General features: G+C 42.8%; 14 protein-coding genes. 8 read left to right on the top strand and 6 right to left on the bottom strand.

The window, feature by feature from the left end; genetic code table 11:
- Window positions 1-93 precede the first annotated feature (93 nt).
- Both UYC_RS0106390 and murJ read left to right on the top strand, forming a co-directional pair.
- Window positions 94-1,488, top strand: a complete 1,395-nt coding sequence (locus tag UYC_RS0106390) for an LCP family protein (RefSeq protein WP_392408682.1) — start codon at window positions 94-96, stop codon at window positions 1,486-1,488.
- A 339-nt stretch (window positions 1,489-1,827) separates the two neighbouring features.
- Entirely contained in the window at window positions 1,828-3,489 is a 1,662-nt protein-coding gene (gene murJ / locus UYC_RS0106380) for a murein biosynthesis integral membrane protein MurJ (RefSeq protein WP_016873992.1), read from the top strand.
- A 124-nt stretch (window positions 3,490-3,613) separates the two neighbouring features.
- Here murJ and UYC_RS0106375 read toward each other — a convergent pair whose 3' ends face one another.
- Window positions 3,614-3,943, bottom strand: a complete 330-nt coding sequence (locus tag UYC_RS0106375) for a hypothetical protein (RefSeq protein ID WP_016873993.1) — start codon at window positions 3,941-3,943, stop codon at window positions 3,614-3,616.
- 407 nt (window positions 3,944-4,350) lie between these two features.
- Window positions 4,351-4,752 carry a fasciclin domain-containing protein gene (locus UYC_RS0106370; protein WP_016873994.1) on the bottom strand — a complete coding sequence of 134 codons (402 nt, stop codon included), beginning with the start codon at window positions 4,750-4,752 and terminating at the stop codon, window positions 4,351-4,353.
- A gap of 409 nt (window positions 4,753-5,161) precedes the next feature.
- Between UYC_RS0106370 and UYC_RS0106365 the strand changes: the two genes are divergently transcribed.
- Both UYC_RS0106365 and UYC_RS0106360 read left to right on the top strand, forming a co-directional pair.
- Window positions 5,162-6,109 carry a putative 2-dehydropantoate 2-reductase gene (locus tag UYC_RS0106365; RefSeq protein WP_016873995.1) on the top strand — a complete coding sequence of 316 codons (948 nt, stop codon included), beginning with the start codon at window positions 5,162-5,164 and terminating at the stop codon, window positions 6,107-6,109.
- An 83-nt stretch (window positions 6,110-6,192) separates the two neighbouring features.
- Window positions 6,193-6,582: a hypothetical protein gene (locus UYC_RS0106360; RefSeq protein WP_016873996.1), complete on the top strand. Its 390-nt coding sequence runs from the start codon at window positions 6,193-6,195 to the stop codon at window positions 6,580-6,582.
- A gap of 132 nt (window positions 6,583-6,714) precedes the next feature.
- Here the strand turns inward: UYC_RS0106360 and UYC_RS0106355 are convergent, their stop codons facing one another.
- Window positions 6,715-7,986, bottom strand: a complete 1,272-nt coding sequence (locus UYC_RS0106355; RefSeq protein ID WP_016873997.1) for a glycosyltransferase family protein — start codon at window positions 7,984-7,986, stop codon at window positions 6,715-6,717.
- Between the two features lie 339 nt (window positions 7,987-8,325).
- Between UYC_RS0106355 and UYC_RS0106350 the strand changes: the two genes are divergently transcribed.
- The 3 genes from UYC_RS0106350 (at window position 8,326) to UYC_RS0106340 (ending at window position 13,429) form a co-directional block, all read left to right on the top strand.
- A complete protein-coding gene (locus tag UYC_RS0106350) occupies window positions 8,326-12,312 on the top strand; it encodes a magnesium chelatase subunit H (RefSeq protein ID WP_026087408.1) in 3,987 nt (1,328 codons plus the stop codon).
- A 77-nt stretch (window positions 12,313-12,389) separates the two neighbouring features.
- On the top strand, window positions 12,390-12,947 hold the full coding sequence (locus UYC_RS0106345) for a transposase (protein WP_016873999.1): 558 nt from the start codon (window positions 12,390-12,392) through the stop codon (window positions 12,945-12,947).
- 281 nt (window positions 12,948-13,228) lie between these two features.
- On the top strand, window positions 13,229-13,429 hold the full coding sequence (locus UYC_RS0106340; RefSeq protein WP_235082916.1) for a hypothetical protein: 201 nt from the start codon (window positions 13,229-13,231) through the stop codon (window positions 13,427-13,429).
- A 63-nt stretch (window positions 13,430-13,492) separates the two neighbouring features.
- Here UYC_RS0106340 and UYC_RS0106335 read toward each other — a convergent pair whose 3' ends face one another.
- Together UYC_RS0106335 and UYC_RS0106330 are read right to left on the bottom strand one after the other, a co-directional pair.
- On the bottom strand, window positions 13,493-13,936 hold the full coding sequence (locus UYC_RS0106335; protein ID WP_016874001.1) for a type II toxin-antitoxin system VapC family toxin: 444 nt from the start codon (window positions 13,934-13,936) through the stop codon (window positions 13,493-13,495).
- Entirely contained in the window at window positions 13,924-14,145 is a 222-nt protein-coding gene (locus UYC_RS0106330) for a hypothetical protein (protein ID WP_016861423.1), read from the bottom strand. Before UYC_RS0106330 ends, UYC_RS0106335 begins: the two co-directional genes overlap by 13 nt.
- A 100-nt stretch (window positions 14,146-14,245) precedes the next feature.
- On the opposite strand from UYC_RS0106330, the gene UYC_RS0106325 reads away from it, so the two are divergent.
- The gene (locus tag UYC_RS0106325) at window positions 14,246-14,467 is read left to right on the top strand and encodes a hypothetical protein (protein ID WP_016874002.1); all 222 of its coding nucleotides are present in this window, start codon (window positions 14,246-14,248) and stop codon (window positions 14,465-14,467) included.
- Between the two features lie 83 nt (window positions 14,468-14,550).
- Here the strand turns inward: UYC_RS0106325 and alaS are convergent, their stop codons facing one another.
- Window positions 14,551-17,196: an alanine--tRNA ligase gene (gene alaS, locus UYC_RS0106320; RefSeq protein ID WP_016874003.1), complete on the bottom strand. Its 2,646-nt coding sequence runs from the start codon at window positions 17,194-17,196 to the stop codon at window positions 14,551-14,553.
- Window positions 17,197-17,382: the final 186 nt, after the last annotated feature.

Below are 17,382 nucleotides of genomic sequence, written 5' to 3'. Positions count from 1 at the left end.
AGCATTAACATTACATCCAGGGAGTGGTTGAGTGGGGAGAAAGTTGTGGTTAAACAAGCAGAAAGATTACAAAAGAAGAGCAAATCTCAACGAGTGCAGCAGCCACCTGTTCAGGTAAATGCGCAACAGCAAACAGAAACGTCTCCTAAATTAGTTGAGTCTGTCGGTTCTATCCCTAGCCAGCTTTACCAAAGATTGGGTTTGGCTATGCCTCGGTGGCTTTTTTGGCTATTAACAATAGTTGTTGGGATCACTTTGTCAGGGTTGTTGGTATCAACCTTGGCGCTTTGGACTCCGTTGTGGAGTGATATAGATAGAACAGATGAAGAATTGGGCATGGATAACCCAGACGCGGAAAAAACGCCTTTACCTGGGGAAATCTGGAGCAATATCTCCCAATACAAGCTCATCCGCCCGATGAATATTTTAGTGATGGGTATCGAACCAGTTCCTGGCACTGTTGACGGCTCACCAGAAAGTTTTGCTGGTAAAAGCGATACCATGCTGCTTCTCAGGCTAAACCCCGACGACAAAACAATACGGGTACTTTCAATTCCCAAGGATACAATGATAGCAATTCCAGAATCCAAGGGATTAACTAAAGTATCCGAAGCTAATGCCCAAGGAGGGCCTGTATTAGCAGCGCGGGTTGTCAGTCGCACCTTGAGCAATGCGCCTATTGACCGCTATATCCGTATTTCTACTAGTGGTTTGCGGCAGTTGGTAGATCAACTCGGTGGAGTAGAGGTGTTCGTTCCTAAACCGATGGAATATAGAGACTCTGCTGGGAAATTCTCGATTAATTTAGTCAGCGGCTGGCAAACTCTTAACGGTGAACAAGCAGAACAGTTTATCCGGTTCCGCGACGCCAATATGGGGGATTTACCGAGAGTACAGCGACAGCAAGCTTTAATTATGGGTTTGCGCGAACGCCTCTTTAGTCCTACTGTTTTACCCAAATTGCCCCAACTAGTCCGAATTATGGGCAAGTACTTTGACACCAACTTGAAAGTTGAAGAAATGATGGCAATAGTCAATTTCACTCTCAACTTAGAGAGGGATAATTTCCAAATGGCTATTTTGCCAGGTATTTTTAGTCGCTTAAGTGCAGATCCCGATAGCTATTGGCTGGATCTGACTGGAAGAGTTGACTTATTGACTAATTATACTGGAGTGATTATCGGTGGTCTCAAGCCTGATGCGCGACCCGTAACTAGTCTCAAAATTGCTATTCAAAATTCTTCCGATCAACCCCAGCTAACTGAAAAAGTTATTAACTCTCTCAAACAAAAAGGCTTTACAAAAATTTATACTGTCCCAGATTTACCGACTCGGAACAGCGAGACTAAGATTATCGCCCAAAAAGGTAACCGTAAAGCAGCAGAAAAACTGCAAGGTGTTTTGGGCTTAGGTAACATTGAGGTGTCGGCAACAGGTGATTTGGAATCCGATCTCACAATTCGGATTGGGAAAGATTGGAAAGAGTGATAGGTTTAGTGGTTAGTAGGGGCGGGTTTAAAAGATAGATCGTCGGATTAGCAGAGAAATCATAGGCAAAACCCGCCCGTACAGTGGTTAGTGGTTAAAAACCAACTACTAACTACTACCTGACTTAAAAAAGGCAAGGGCGCACTGCCTCCCCTACTAACTACTACCTACTAACAAGCAACTATACTTTATGAAAAAAATTTTACTGCGCTTGTTTGGTTTGATAGGAATTTTGATTCTGGCTTGTTTATGGGTATTACTTAGTTCCAAACCAGCGATCGCTTGATTAAATGAGTTTTATCGGAGAATACCCTGACAAAGTTCTAGATTTCCGGTTAAATGTTTTCAGATAAGCGCCGTCTGAATATTTGTCGGGTACCATTTGTGACACAAGAACAAAAAGTTTCTCGTTCTCTTGCCGGAATTGCTGGCATTGTTGCTGTTGCCACCATCATTAGCAAAGTTGTAGGTTTGGCACGGCAAGTAGCTATAGGTGCAGCTTTTGGTACTGGCCCTGTTGCTGATGCTTATAGTTTTGCCTATATTATCCCAGGTTTTTTACTGATTTTACTTGGCGGCATTAACGGGCCTTTCTACAGTGCGATTGTTAGTGTTTTAGCCAAGCGCAAAAAAGAAGAAGCTGCTCCTTTGGTGGAGACTATGACAACCCTTGTTGGTGGTGTGCTGTTGGTTGTCACGATTATTTTGGCAATCTTTGCCGGGAATTTGATTGAGGTAACTACACCAGGGTTAGATCAACGCCCAGATGGAGAATTGGTGAAAGCGATCGCCACAAAACAACTCCAGATCATGTCACCAATGGCTATTCTTGCGGGACTTATTGGTATTGGATTTGGCACATTAAACGTCGCTAATCAATTTTGGTTACCATCGATTAGCCCTTTATTATCAAGCATTACAGTTGTAATTGCCGTAGCTTTTTTATGGCTGCAATTAGGTACTAAAATTTACACTGCTGAGTATCTGATGTATGGCGGCGCAGTATTAGCGATCGGAACTTTAGCGGGAGCTTTGCTGCAATGGCTTGTGCAATTAGTAGCACAGTCACGTATTGGTATGGGTTCATTCCGCCTGCGGTTTGATTTTAATCAGCCAGGAGTCAGGGAAGTGATGAAAATTATGTTGCCAGCTACCTTTTCTTCTGGGATGCTCTATATCAACTGGCAGATAAATTCTATTTTTGCTTCCTTCATTCCTGCTGCTGCCTCTGGCTTGAATTACGCCAATCTCCTAGTACAAACACCATTAGGAGTAATTTCTAACGTCGTTTTGGTTCCTCTTTTACCAATCTTTTCTCGACTAACCGATCCAAATGATTGGCATGAGCTAAAACAACGCATTCGCCAAGGATTAGTTCTTTCCGCCTTCACAATGCTACCCTTGGGCGCTTTGATGATTGCTCTTTCAAATCCGATTGTGCGTGTAGTTTATAAGCGGGGAGCTTTCGATCAAGCTGCCTCAGATATGGTGTCTTCGCTATTGGTTGCCTATGGTGCAGGAATGTTTGTCTACTTGGGGCGTGATGTTTTAGTGCGGGTATTTTATGCCTTGGGTGACGGTGAAACGCCTTTTCGGATTAGTCTGTTTAATATCTTTCTCAATGTCTTCTTAGACTGGATTTTAATTAAATCTTTTGGCGCTCCTGGATTGGTTTTAGCAACAGTAGGAGTAAATTTGAGTTCAACATTGATGCTTTTATGGTTGCTCGATCGCAAGCTGAATGGAATTCCTTGGCGAGAATGGAGCATACCTATTTTTGGTTTGACTGTTGCCAGCGTTGTCGCAGGTTTTGCCAGTTTCTTTACTTTAGGGGTTGTACAAAGGTTTTTGACTACAGATGGGTTACTAAGTCAACTATTGCTGTTGAGTATATCTGGCTTAGTAGGCTTGGTTATTTTTGGGGCGATCGCTGCTTGGATGAAATTACCAGAAGTGAATGTTTTTGTAACTCGGATGCGGCAAAAGTTTTTCAAGAAATAGGATAAACAGCTGTCATCATCTATTTACACCAAGTCAGGGAAAAGATTATGGGGAACAGAACTATTAAACTCATCTGTCTCCTGTCCCCTATCCCCTATTACCTAATTTCCCTTCTGCCTTCTACTTAACTTCCAAAGCTTGTGATGTTGAAGTGACGCCTGCGAAACAAAATTGCTCCCAAATTACAACACAAACAAGTTATCGCCAACCACAGCAAAATATAGGTAGGAGCCATTACCACACCAATCGCGAACCAACTATAAACGTGCAGCACCATAACTAAAGCAAAAAGGCAAGCTACCCCTGCGGTTTGCCAGACTTGATGTGATGGGCGACGGAGTGCGGCAAAAATCATCGTCAAAATGGTGGCAAGCAAGTTTGCAGGCACCAGAAATGCACAAATACCAACGCAGTTCGCACGAGAAAATTCTGCTAAGGTGTGAAAATCGAGCATCAATTTTTGGAGGTAGTTGTCAATTTAGTATAGGTTACTTAATAACTACATTAAATAACAAAATATAAAGCATGAGCAATACTTCTTAAATTATTAAAATAAATTAATAACTATTAAAATTTACCTACTCGAAAATCAAAATTAATAGTAAAAAAATCAGCCTAGAGGTCAAAATTATGTAGGGTGGGTTAGGCGAACTTGTAATGTTTGATTTTTAAATTAAATATTTGTGCACCTTAATCCACTAAGATAAAATAGTGCGTTACTCTATATTAACGCACCCTAAAAATTTAAGATTCTTTTTCTAACTCAATTCTTACTACCTTTGGATTCAAATAATAATTTTTATATTTAAAATTTTAGTTTTTGTAGGTGGGAAACACCCACCCTTATAGAAAATTTTTCAATTAACCCATGAGAATGACTGTGTCGATAACGTGAATTACACCATTGTCGGCTTCTATATCTGCTGCTAAAACAGTGGCATTTTTAACTTCAAATCCATCAGAACAATCAATCTTAATTGTTGAACCTTCCACAGAAGTCACAGTACCAAGTTTTGCTAAATCATTCTTTTTAAGTTTTCCAGGCACAACATGATACTTTAAAATTCGCGTTAACTGAGGAATATTTTGTACTAAAGTTTGAATAGTTCCAGGTGGTAATTTTGCAAAAGCATCATCAGTGGGTGCAAAGACTGTAAATGGCCCAGGACTTTTTAGTGTATCTACTAATCCTGCTGCTTGTACGGCAGTTACCAGAGTTTTAAAAGAGTCGGCATTAACAGCAATATCAACTATATCAGCCATTTATTTCACCATTAATATTAGGAAGATTTTAAATAAAATATTAAATAAAAGTAAATTAATATTACTTTTGATTAAGTAATGGTAATCATTAGCAGAAATTAATACTCTTAATTCATATCTGTCTTGAAAGGCAAAAGGCAGTTTGAGTCAAATCTAAGCAATGCCCAACGCCAGTTCGCACAACGGGGAAACCCTCCGAAGTTCTGATCGGCGGAAGCCGCCGCACCCTTGCGGGAAGCCGCTCCGCGTCTACAGACTTCTCTCCGCAAGCGACTGGCTCCCCTACGGTTAGTGAGAAAGGCGCAAGATCTCAGTTAAGGAGATTTATGACAATCGTCGTTGTTTACCACGAAAAAGAGGGAAGCCATAATGAATTCTAAATTATCTCTTCTTTAGACATAGAAAGAAAATGTTGGAGCGCAGATACGCCATTCTCGGAACGGGTGCTTTAGGTGGATTCTACGGTGCCAGACTGCAAAAAGCTGGATTAGATGTCCATTTTTTACTTAAGAGTGACTATGAACACGTAACTCAACACGGTTTAGTCGTCGAGTCAAAGGATGGAGATTTTACACTTTCCCAAGTCAATGCCTACCATGACGTTGAAAAGATGCCGCGTTGCGATGTGGTAGTAGTTGCATTAAAAACAACACAAAATCATTTACTTTCACAGATGTTACCTCATGTGCTCAAGGATAATGGCGTAGTTTTGGTATTGCAGAATGGACTGGGAATTGAAGAGGAAGTAGCTGATATTGTCGGTAATGATAGGGTAATCGGTGGGTTATGCTTTTTGTGTTCTAATAAATTGGGGCCAGGGCATATTCATCACCTCGATTATGGAAAAGTTACTTTGGGAGAGTACGCTCCTGACTATCAAGCAGTTGGCAATACAGACAGAATTCAGCAAATAGGCAATGACTTTGAGCGTGCTCGGATTCCGATTGATTTAGCTGAAGATTTACTGTTGGCACGTTGGCAAAAACTGGTGTGGAATATCCCTTACAATGGGCTATCTGTGATTCTCAATGCCACAACACGTGAATTAATGGCTGATGCTTACACTCGTAAATTAGTAGAACAGTTGATGTATGAAGTTGTTGCCGGAGCCAAAACTTCTGGTAGAACAATTAGCGATCGCTTCATTGCCAAAATGCTGGACTATACCGATAAAATGAAGCCTTACCGCACCAGCATGAAAATAGACTACGATGAGCGCCGCCCTTTGGAAGTAGAAGCGATTTTTGGCAATCCATTAAGGAAAGCGCTTGTAGCTGGCGTGAATTTGTTACAAATTAGCTGTTTGTACCATCAGTTGAAATTTTTGGATGCTCAAATTAGAGAGTTGAGTATGTAACAAGGTATAGGTTACAGGGGGCAGGACAGGAGTTAGTATTTAAAGAAAAATTTAATTAAATTTTCGCAGGACTCCCACACAAAATGCTGACTGAGATATTGCCTTTTAGTTTTGACTTGGATGCAGTAGCGATAGCCGGAACTAGTTTATGGTCTTTAGCGCTATACTTAGGTTTTTCGCCAGTCAGTGAATGGGTAATCGAAATGCTCAACCGCTGGTTTAACTTTGCCGAGCGATCGCTTTATACGAGCAAGTCAGAATTTGAAAAGACTCGTCAAGCAAGAGAATCGCAAAACGCTTTCTACGCCTCATTGTTTAGCATTTTGCCTTTTCTCGGCATCGGTACTTTATGTAATTGGCTAGTAGAACTCAGTTTAGGACGCAGCTGGGCAATTAGCATGGGCATACTCGCCTGTGTCGGTTGCGGCGTGTACGAATTGGGGCGACAGGATGGAAAGTCTTCTGGAGATTAGGAAGGGGACAGGTGACAGGGAATAGGGAGACATATCAATTCAAAATTCAAAATTCAAAATTGGGAAGAGGACACAGGGACACTCTGACAAGGAGAAGAGTTTTCCCACTTACACACTCTCCCACTCCTTTTCCTAGCCCCGATCCCCGATCTCCTCGCACACCAATTGTGCAAGTTTTTGCGCAGCACCAGATTCTCCTCTGATACTGCGCAGTTTTGCTCGTATTTCTTCTAGTTTTTCTGGATGAGTCAAATAATTCAATACCATCTCCCCTACATCTTGCGGCTGAAGTTTGCCTACCAGCTCTGGTACAACCATTTCTTGCGCCCAGATATTAGGCCATGCTAATAAACCTTTACGTCTCAAAAAAAACCAGTTGATAGCTTTAGCAAAGGCAGAACCTACGCCAGGTAAATTTGCTAGCAATCCTGGCAAACCATCCCAAGCTCTCATCGCATCTAATTGTTGAGTGGGAAGCAAAACAATCATCGGCACTGCTAAAGAGCCAAGTTCGGCTGTGTTTGCTCCTACGGTTGTTAAGCATATACAGCACTTGGAAAGAATTTCGTAGGCAGGATTTTGAGTTAACAATTCGATAGTTAAACCAGTTGCGGTTTTGAGTACAGGAGCCGGATCATGAAATAATTCTGCTGACGAAAAACCGAAAGTTTCCACAAAAGGGTTTTTCTGGGGATTGGCAAAACTAGCTAAAGTTTGTAAATCTAAAGTCGGCGCTACGGGAATGACAAATCTAGTTTGCGGCCTTTTGGCGTGAATGTATTCTGCTGCCGCTAAAGTTAAAGGTACTCCCTGAGATAATTTTGCCGCCTTGGAGCCAGGGAGTAAACCAATCAATTCAGTCATTTGTCCCTGGTTTTCTGCTATGGACAAATGACTACTGACTAATGACGAATCACTAGCTGCTTCTGCCATCAAATCTCCCACAACGGCAAATTTATGGGCATACTTTTGCGATGCTCTAGCAGCAACTTCTGGTTTCATCACGCCAAAGCGATCGATTAAACTGTGCCAGCGTGCCTCCCATTCCGCGTAAACAACCGTACTATAACCAAGCCTTTTGCCAATAACTACAGGAAAAAATTGATCTCCACCAAGAAAAACAACTACACCTCGACTTCTCCAATCCCAATTTTCCTGGGTTTTTCCCGAAAGCAAAAAACGCCAAAAATGCTCTGCAGATTGCACTCTATCTACTTCTGGGTAAGAACGGGCTATATCGGTTTCTTTACCAGTGGCGTTAGGGCAAGGCGATAAAATTACCGAAATCCTTACTTTTGAACGGTTATTTCCCAGCTTTTGACGTAATGCTCGCACTACTGGGCGTACCCAAGTCGTTACTTCTCCGGGGCCGTTTGAGAGAATCAAAATATCAACTGCTGGCATAGTCATTTTCTGATTGGCTGGTGGTGATTTGTTTATTGAAGGCAGAGGGCAGAAGGTAAGAACAAAGGCAGAAGGTAAAAAGAATAAAATATATTTTTAGATTTATTTAACAAAAATTTACAATTAAGCAAGTATTCACTTTTCTGCTTGTCAATATTTGTAACAAAGTATTTAATTATTTATATCGTTTTGTGTCAGATAAGCGACAAAATCGCCTGTGAGCAAGCTTTTTCTGATAAAACAAAACTCAGATTGCCTATAGAGAGGAAGTCTGAAAGGCGGCAATTGCCCTTCAGAACTTCTGGAGTAGAGAACACGCATCAAAGGAGCCGAGGAAGCATGTTCACCCACGTCAAGTCCACCATTAGACATATTGCGCCCGATAACCTACGGGGGCGTCATTTAATTAAGGTGGTCTATGTCGTGTTAGAGTCCCAGTACCAGAGTGCATTGTCACAAGCGGTGAGGGCGATTAACGAAAACAATCCCAAGGTGGCGATTGAAATTAGTGGATACTTGATTGAAGAACTCCGCTCTGGTGAGAACTATGAGGAGTTCAAAAAAGATGTCGAGACTGCCAATATCTTCATCGCTTCACTGATTTTTATTGAAGACTTAGCCCAAAAGGTAGTAGAAGCCGTAAAACCACACCGCGATCGCCTTGACGTTGCCGTAGTCTTCCCGTCTATGCCGGAAGTGATGCGCCTAAATAAGATGGGCACCTTCTCAATGGCACAATTAGGGCAGTCTAAAAGTGCAATTGCGCAATTTATGCGCAAGCGCAAGGAAAAATCCGGCGCTGGTTTTGAAGATGCAATGCTGAAGTTACTAAGGACTCTGCCACAAGTGCTTAAGTTCCTGCCCATGGACAAAGCACAAGACGCCAGAAACTTCATGCTCAGTTTTCAGTATTGGCTAGGAGGTTCTCCAGAGAATTTGGCAAACTTCTTGCTGATGCTAACTGATAAGTACGTATTAAAAGATCTAGATAAACAAAATTTTGCACTTTTCCAATATCAAGAGCCGGTTGTTTATCCTGATATGGGAATTTGGCATCCTTTAGCCACAACAATGTTCGAGGATGTCAGAGAATACCTCAATTGGTACAATAGCCGCCCAGATATTTCCCAAGATTTGAAAGATCCTTTAGCCCCTTGTATCGGTTTAGTGTTGCAGCGTACACACTTAGTGACAGGTGATGATGCTCACTACGTGGCGATGGTGCAGGAACTAGAAGCAATGGGCGCAAGGGTAATTCCTGTATTTGCTGGTGGTTTGGACTTTTCTAAGCCTGTAGATGCCTACTTCTACGAGCCGACGAGCAAAGCACCCTTAGTAGATGGAGTAATATCTTTAACAGGTTTTGCATTAGTAGGTGGCCCGGCACGGCAAGATCATCCTAAGGCAATAGAAGCGCTGAAGCGTCTGAATCGTCCTTATATGGTAGCCCTGCCCTTGGTATTCCAAACTACCGAAGAGTGGCTAGATAGCGATTTGGGCTTACACCCAATTCAAGTAGCTTTGCAAATAGCTATTCCTGAGTTGGATGGGGCAATTGAGCCGATAATTTTATCAGGACGGGATGGTGCGACAGGAAAAGCGATCGCTCTCCAAGATCGGATCGAAGCAGTAGCGCAACGAGCGCTGAAATGGGCAAACCTGCGTCGCAAACCCAAGCTGGAAAAGAAAGTTGCCATCACCGTTTTCAGCTTCCCGCCAGATAAGGGTAATGTGGGAACCGCCGCTTACTTAGATGTATTCGGTTCCATCTACGAGGTAATGAAAGCACTCAAAAACAATGGCTATGACGTGCCAGACTTACCGGAAAATGCTCAGGCGCTCATGCAAGAAGTAATCCACGACGCCCAGGCACAGTACAGCAGCCCGGAACTGAACATTGCCTATCGGATGTCGGTGCCTGAGTACGAAGAATTTACTCCCTACTCCCAACGCTTAGAAGAAAACTGGGGGCCACCTCCCGGACACCTCAACAGCGATGGGCAAAATCTACTAGTATACGGCAAGCACTTTGGCAACGTCTTTATCGGCGTTCAGCCTACCTTCGGTTACGAAGGCGATCCGATGCGGTTGTTGTTCTCTCGTTCTGCCAGCCCCCATCACGGTTTTGCTGCATACTACACTTACCTAGAACAAATTTGGAAAGCCGACGCCGTACTGCACTTCGGTACTCACGGTTCCTTGGAATTCATGCCAGGGAAACAAATGGGTATGTCTGGCGAATGTTATCCAGATAATCTAATTGGTACAATTCCCAATCTGTATTACTACGCAGCCAATAACCCCAGCGAGGCAACAATTGCCAAGCGTCGCGGCTACGCTGAGACAATTTCTTACCTAACTCCGCCAGCAGAAAACGCTGGTTTATACAAGGGTTTAAAAGAACTCAGCGATTTAATTGGTTCTTACCAAACCTTGAAAGATACTGGACGCGGTATTCCCATTGTTAACACCATCATGGATAAGTGCCGGATGGTGAACTTAGACAAAGACATTAATTTGCCAGAAATCGATGCCAAAGATATGAGCGCTGATGAGCGAGATAATATCGTTGGCATGGTGTACCGCAAGTTGATGGAAATTGAATCGCGACTGTTGCCTTGCGGTTTACACGTAATTGGCAAACCGCCGAGTGCAGAAGAAGCAGTTGCTACACTCGTTAATATTGCTGGCTTAGATCGTACAGAAGAAGAAATTCAAAGCTTGCCCCGCATTATTGCCAATAGCGTTGGACGGGATATTGACGAAATTTACAAAAACAGCGACTTAGGCATTTTAGAAGATGTCCAACTGCTGCAAGACATCACGATGGCAACCCGTGCCGCAGTTTCTGCTCTTGTCAAAGAGCAAACCGACGCGGAAGGCAGAGTTTCCTTTGTTTCCAAGCTCAACTTCTTTAACATGGGCAAAAAAGAGCCTTGGGTAGAAGCCTTGCATCAAGCTGGTTATACCAAGGTTGATACCACAGCCTTAAAACCGCTATTTGAGTATCTGGAATTTTGCTTGCAGCAAGTGTGCGCTGATAACGAACTCGGTGCGTTACTCCAAGGCTTAGAAGGCGAGTATATACTACCTGGGCCTGGTGGTGATCCCATTCGCAACCCGGATGTATTACCCACAGGTAAAAATATCCACGCCCTCGATCCTCAAGCCATCCCGACAACGGCGGCGGTACAATCAGCCAAAATTGTTGTAGACCGCTTGTTAGCGCGGCACATGGCCGAAAACGGTGGTAAGTATCCCGAAACCATCGCCTCAGTACTTTGGGGAACAGATAACATCAAGACCTACGGGGAATCACTGGCACAAATCATGTGGATGGTTGGTGCACGTCCGGTTCCTGATGCCTTGGGAAGAGTGAACAAGTTAGAATTAATACCTCTAGAAGAGTTGGGACGTCCCAGAATTGACGTTGTGATCAACTGTTCTGGCGTATTCCGCGACTTGTTTATCAACCAGATGAACCTGCTGGATCAAGCGGTAAAAATGGCAGCAGAAGCGGATGAACCTGTGGAAATGAACTATGTCCGCAAACACGCTTTGCAACAAGCAGAGGAAATGGGAATTAACCTGCGACAAGCAGCGACTCGTGTCTTCTCCAACGCATCTGGTTCTTACTCGTCAAACATCAACTTGGCAGTGGAAAACAGCACTTGGGAAAGCGAAGCCGAATTGCAGGAAATGTATTTGAATCGGAAATCTTTTGCCTTCAGTGCTGATAGCCCCGGCACGATGGAAGAATCTCGGAAGATTTTTGAAAGTTCCTTGAAAACAGCTGAGGCAACTTTCCAAAACCTCGACTCTTCCGAAATTAGCTTAACCGACGTTTCCCACTACTTCGACTCCGATCCCACAAAAGTTGTGTCAAGTCTGCGTGGTGATGGTAAAACACCAGCATCCTACATTGCAGATACCACTACTGCCAATGCTCAAGTGCGGACATTGTCAGAAACCGTGCGTTTGGATGCCCGTACCAAATTGTTAAATCCCAAGTGGTACGAAGGAATGCTGTCTCACGGTTACGAAGGTGTGCGTGAACTCTCCAAGCGATTGGTAAACACAATGGGTTGGAGTGCGACTGCGGGTGCAGTTGATAACTGGGTTTATGAGGATGTGAACACCACGTTTATCCAGGATGAAGAGATGCAGAAGCGGTTGATGAATATGAACCCCCATTCTTTCCGCAAGATTGTATCGACTTTGTTGGAAGTAAATGGGCGTGGTTATTGGGAGACGAGTGAGAGTAATTTGGAACGCTTGCGCGAGTTGTACCAGGAGGTTGAGGATCGGATTGAGGGAATTGAGTAGGTTATAACTGTGTAAATAAATCCAATGTAGAGACGCGAAATTTCGCGTCTCTACAAATTATTTATGCAGACAAATCTATGAAGCCCAAATTTCAAGACAAATATCGAGTTGAATCTCTTAGGTTGCCAAATCGTGATTATGCAGCAAATGGTTGGTATTTCGTGACGATATGCACGCGCGATCGCACCTGTTTTTTTGGTGATGTAGTAGCCGAGAAAATACAATTATCAGACATTGGGCAAATAGCACAACAATACTGGGCAGAAATTCCTAGTCATTTTGAACATACAGATATTGATACATATATAATCATGCCCAATCATGTGCATGGAATTGTCGTTATAGACCGTCCACCTAATGTAGAGACGCGAAATTTCGCGTCTCTACAATCAGAAGAAACGAATAAATTTGGGCCTTTAAAACCTGGTTCTCTGCAAGCTGTTATTCATGCCTACAAAGCATCCGTTACCCGTTGGTGTAGAAAAAATAGTCAAGAACATTTTAGTTGGCAACCAAGATTTTACGAGCATATCATTCCTGCTGATGATTCTATAGACCGAATTCGAGAATACATTGCCAACAACCCTTTCAAATGGGAAGATGACAAAGATAATCCAGAAAATTTATGGATGTGAATGAATTTTGAAGACATCGGGCAGGTACTAAACATCTGAAACCCTAACCTCAACCATACTACCTAAATATAGTATGTTCCGCTTTGTAATTTGCACATCTATTTTGCTTATTTACTAAGGATAAAGGTGATAAGTAGTATGGAATGAAAGTATAGATTACAAAAAGTTCAAAGGTATTATTTAATGCAATAAATTATCGTACATGATTAATTGATTTGTGATATATTTTACTGATGGTTCTGTTGAACCTGTGTTCTGTCGAACAAAATGAAAAAAGTAAAATGCAAATCATCGAATATTCAGTTATTACTAAGTCTGCCTGTCGTGCTTTCGTTGATGGTGAGGCAGAAATTTGGAATCTTACTTTACCCGTATTAGAACTCCCAAAAGGTTTACCATTTGGCCCGAATGCTATTGATGAATGCACCAAGTATGATCGCTCTCATCTTCCCAAAATGCGATCGCCCATAGTGCCATCATAATGATTAGCGATCGCTCATCTTTTTATACAGATGATCGCTTTGAGTATGTGCAGAGTGCGATCACTACACTATCAACTGCTCCAACACTAGCACTGATAATTCCGGTAACGATGGTAAACGCGCATCATTCGTCAAGAAAAATGATGCACCTCCACGAATAGCAGTAGCAATCTGAATAGCATCTGGGGTTCTTAAGTTGTAATTTGCTCTTAGTTGTGCAGCAGTTTCAGCTATATCTGGAAAAACTTCGATAGTCGTCAACCCTTGGGAGTTAAACAAAATCTCACGATATTGTTGAGCTAATGTTGTGTTTCCTTGTCGTAAGGGATAGACTAACACTTCTGTGATAGTCAAAACTGACGTGACAACACTAATTTCACCACGAAATATTGCTTCAAAGAAAACATCTGTAATATCCAAATAATTAGGATTTTCTTCAATAAAATAAATTAGTGGTGCAGTATCCAATCCCACAATTTGACCATGTAACAGGACTAGCCATTCCATGAATCACGTTCCTGATTCACATATTCTTGAGCATCAATACTATTCCAGATTTCTTTACCCAACCCACGCAATTCTAAAATGCTGTGCTTTGGCTTAGATGTCATCGTCACCCGTTGACGAATTAAACTGGATAAATCTTCAATTAAGCGTATTTGTTCTTCAGGAGTTAAACTTTGAGCTTGTTGTAATACTTCTTGATAGCTAGACATAAAATTTACACTTTTAATTTTCTGCTCTAAATCTAAATATACACAGACTGCTTTTCTTTTTAAATTTATTATTTTTAATAATGAAATAGATATTGCATTTATGGAAGATTTGAAACAACTTATAGAAGGTAGTAAAAATAGTAATTATATTAATAATTTAATTCGTTCTGGGCTTGCAGAAACATCTTCAACGGAAGTAATTCTTGAAGGATATGGTGTAGCCAAGATTAGTGTGCATATTTCTGAATTGGGTAAATTACTTGTAGCTTTGAGAACGATAATAATTAAGAATATATATATTATGGTTGGTTATTTAAAGTAAATTTATATAAACTAATCTGCTGTTTGATAGAAAAGGGAGAAAAACTAGCCTCTTATTTCTCCCTCACTTAAGCCATGAAATAATTAACCCAACGCGGACTTCAACTCGCTTTGGGCTTTCTCCAACGCCTCTGGCAATTTACTCGCATCACGCCCGCCTGCTTGCGCTAAATTTGGACGCCCGCCACCGCCACCACCGCAAATTTTAGCGATCGCACCAATAAATTTTCCAGCCTGCAAGCCTTTCTTGTTCACTTCTGGCGAAAATGCTGCAACGAAGCTGACTTTTCCGGCTTCGGGAACAGAACCAAGTACTACTGCTGCTCCAGAGCCAAGTTTTTGCAGCAAACGTTCTGCTGCGGTTTGCAAGGATTGTGCGTCAACGTCTTCCATTTGGGCAATCAGAATTTTGTAATCGCCGACAGTTTCGACTGTTTGCAGTAAACTGTCAGATTTAGCGATCGCTAACTGTGACTTGAGTGTTTCTAGTTCTTTTTGAGTGGTTCTCAGTTCGTTTTGCAGAGTTGTAATTCTGTCTGGTAGTTCTTCAGGTTTGACTTTGAATCTGTCACCCAAATCCTTAACTACTTTATCGCGCACGTTCAAGTAGTCTAGCATCGCCGGGCCAGAAACAGCTTCAATCCGTCGCACTCCCGAAGCCACACCACTTTCAGAGATAATTTTGAATACCCCTATTTCGGCAGTGTTGCTAACGTGGGTTCCACCGCACAATTCCATCGACACGCCAGGGAAATCAATCACGCGTACTTCTTCGCCGTATTTTTCTCCAAACATAGCGATCGCACCTTTAGCTTTTGCTTCGGCAAGGGGCAGAATAGCCACATGAGCTGAGTGTGCTTCTGCAATCCAGGTGTTTACTTGTTCCTCTACTTGCTGGATCTCTTCTGGTGTCAGGGGGCGCGAACAGTTGAAGTCAAAGCGCAGTCTATCAAACGCCACCAAAGAACCCGCCTGCGAAATCGAGTCATCGACAATTTTCTTTAACGCCGCTTGCAGTAGATGAGTTGCAGTATGGTTAGCTTGTAGCCGACGCCGACAAGCGCGATCGATTTGAGCGGTGATAGTATCGCCTACTCTCAGAGTGCCGCGTTCAATCCGTCCAAAATGAACAAAGAAATCAGATTCTTTTTTGACATCATAAATTGTAGCGACGACACCTTCACCAGAAATGTAACCTTTATCGCCGATTTGTCCTCCCGACTCAGCATAAAACGGAGTTTTGTCGAGAACAATTTGCACGTCAGTTCCCGCTTCTGCTTCTTCTTGGGAAACGCCACCTACCAATATGGCTTCGACTTTCGCAGTCACTGTCGGTTGAACGTAGCCCAAAAACTCTGTCGCATGAATATGTTCAGCGAGCTTGTCGAGAGAACCTTGCACTGTTAAGTCGATACTTTCATGAGCAACTCTTGCGCGTTGTCTCTGTTTTTCCATTTCGACATTGAAGCCGTCAACATCGACTGTCAGGTTGTTTTCTCCTGCTATTTCTTGGGTAAGTTCTAAGGGGAAACCATAGGTATCAAATAGGGTAAAGGCATCTTCTCCGCTAATTTGGGTTTTGCCTTGCTGCTTCACCTGAGCAATAATTTCCTCCAGCAGTTTTTCGCCTCTTTCCAACGTCTGGAGAAAGCGAGATTCTTCCCGTTGCAATTCTGCTTTGATGGCATTTTCTCGTTGACGGAGATTGGGGTAAGCATCTTCAGCCAGGGAAATAGCAACTTCAGCAACTTGGGTGGTAAATTCACCACGAATGCCAATTAAGCGCCCGTGACGTACCAGACGCCGAATTAAGCGTCGCAGCACATAACCTCTTCCCACGTTGGAGGCGCGGATTTCATCGGCAATCATATGAACAACAGCGCGAGCGTGATCGCCGATGATTTTTAGAGAAACTTGGTTTTTTTCGCCAGCTTTATAGTAGTCAACACCAGCAATTTCTGCTGCTTTTTTAATAATCGGGAAAATTAAATCAGTTTCGTAGTTATTGGGAACTTGTTGGAGAATTTGCGCCATCCTCTCCAAACCCATGCCGGTGTCGATGTTCTTATTCGCAAGGGGTGTTAAGTTGCCTTCTGCATCCTGGTTGTATTGCATGAAGACAAGATTGTAAAACTCAATAAATCGAGTATCGTCTTCTAAATCTATATTGTCGTCACCCCGTTCTGGGTGAAAATCATAGTATATCTCCGAACAGGGGCCGCAAGGGCCAGTCGGGCCGGAGTTCCAGAAGTTATCATCTGCACCCATGCGCTTAATTCTCTTTTCTGGCACGCCGATTTGATCTCGCCAGATCGCATAGGCTTCGTCGTCTTCTTCGTAGACACTGACAACGAGGTGCTCTGGAGGTAACTTAAAGACAGTTGTAGAGATTTCCCAACCCCAAGCGATCGCTTGTTCTTTAAAATAGTCGCCAAAACTAAAGTTACCCAACATTTCAAAAAAGGTATGATGCCGTTGGGTGCGTCCGACATTTTCAATATCATTGGTGCGGATGCATTTTTGGGAAGTAGTAGCGCGTTTGAATTCTGGTGTGCGCTGTCCCAAAAATATCGGTTTAAACGGTAGCATCCCCGCGATCGTCAGCAGCACGGTGGGATCTTCTGGCACGAGGGAGGCACTTGGCAGAATTTGGTGTCCCCGTTGGGCATAGAAGTCGAGGAATAAGGTGCGAATTTCGTTACCGCTGAGGTACTGGGGATGATAAGACATGGGAGGGATATTTACGTGAGATAGTGAAGTTGCATAAAAGAGGATAATCCTAATTCTGACATTTTGTTTGAATTTGCTGCTACCCAAAAACCTGATTCGAGAAACCAACGAAGCTCGCAGCTAGCTGGCAACGATAGAAAAATCTCCTAACTGTAGTCAGATGAGGAATTAATCTTTCTTCAATAG

This window comes from Chlorogloeopsis fritschii PCC 6912 (genome assembly GCF_000317285.1).
Taxonomy (GTDB): Bacteria; Cyanobacteriota; Cyanobacteriia; order Cyanobacteriales; family Nostocaceae; genus Chlorogloeopsis; species Chlorogloeopsis fritschii.
The sequence above is the reverse complement of the archived record's forward strand: the minus strand, read 5'-3'. Positions and strand labels throughout refer to the sequence as shown.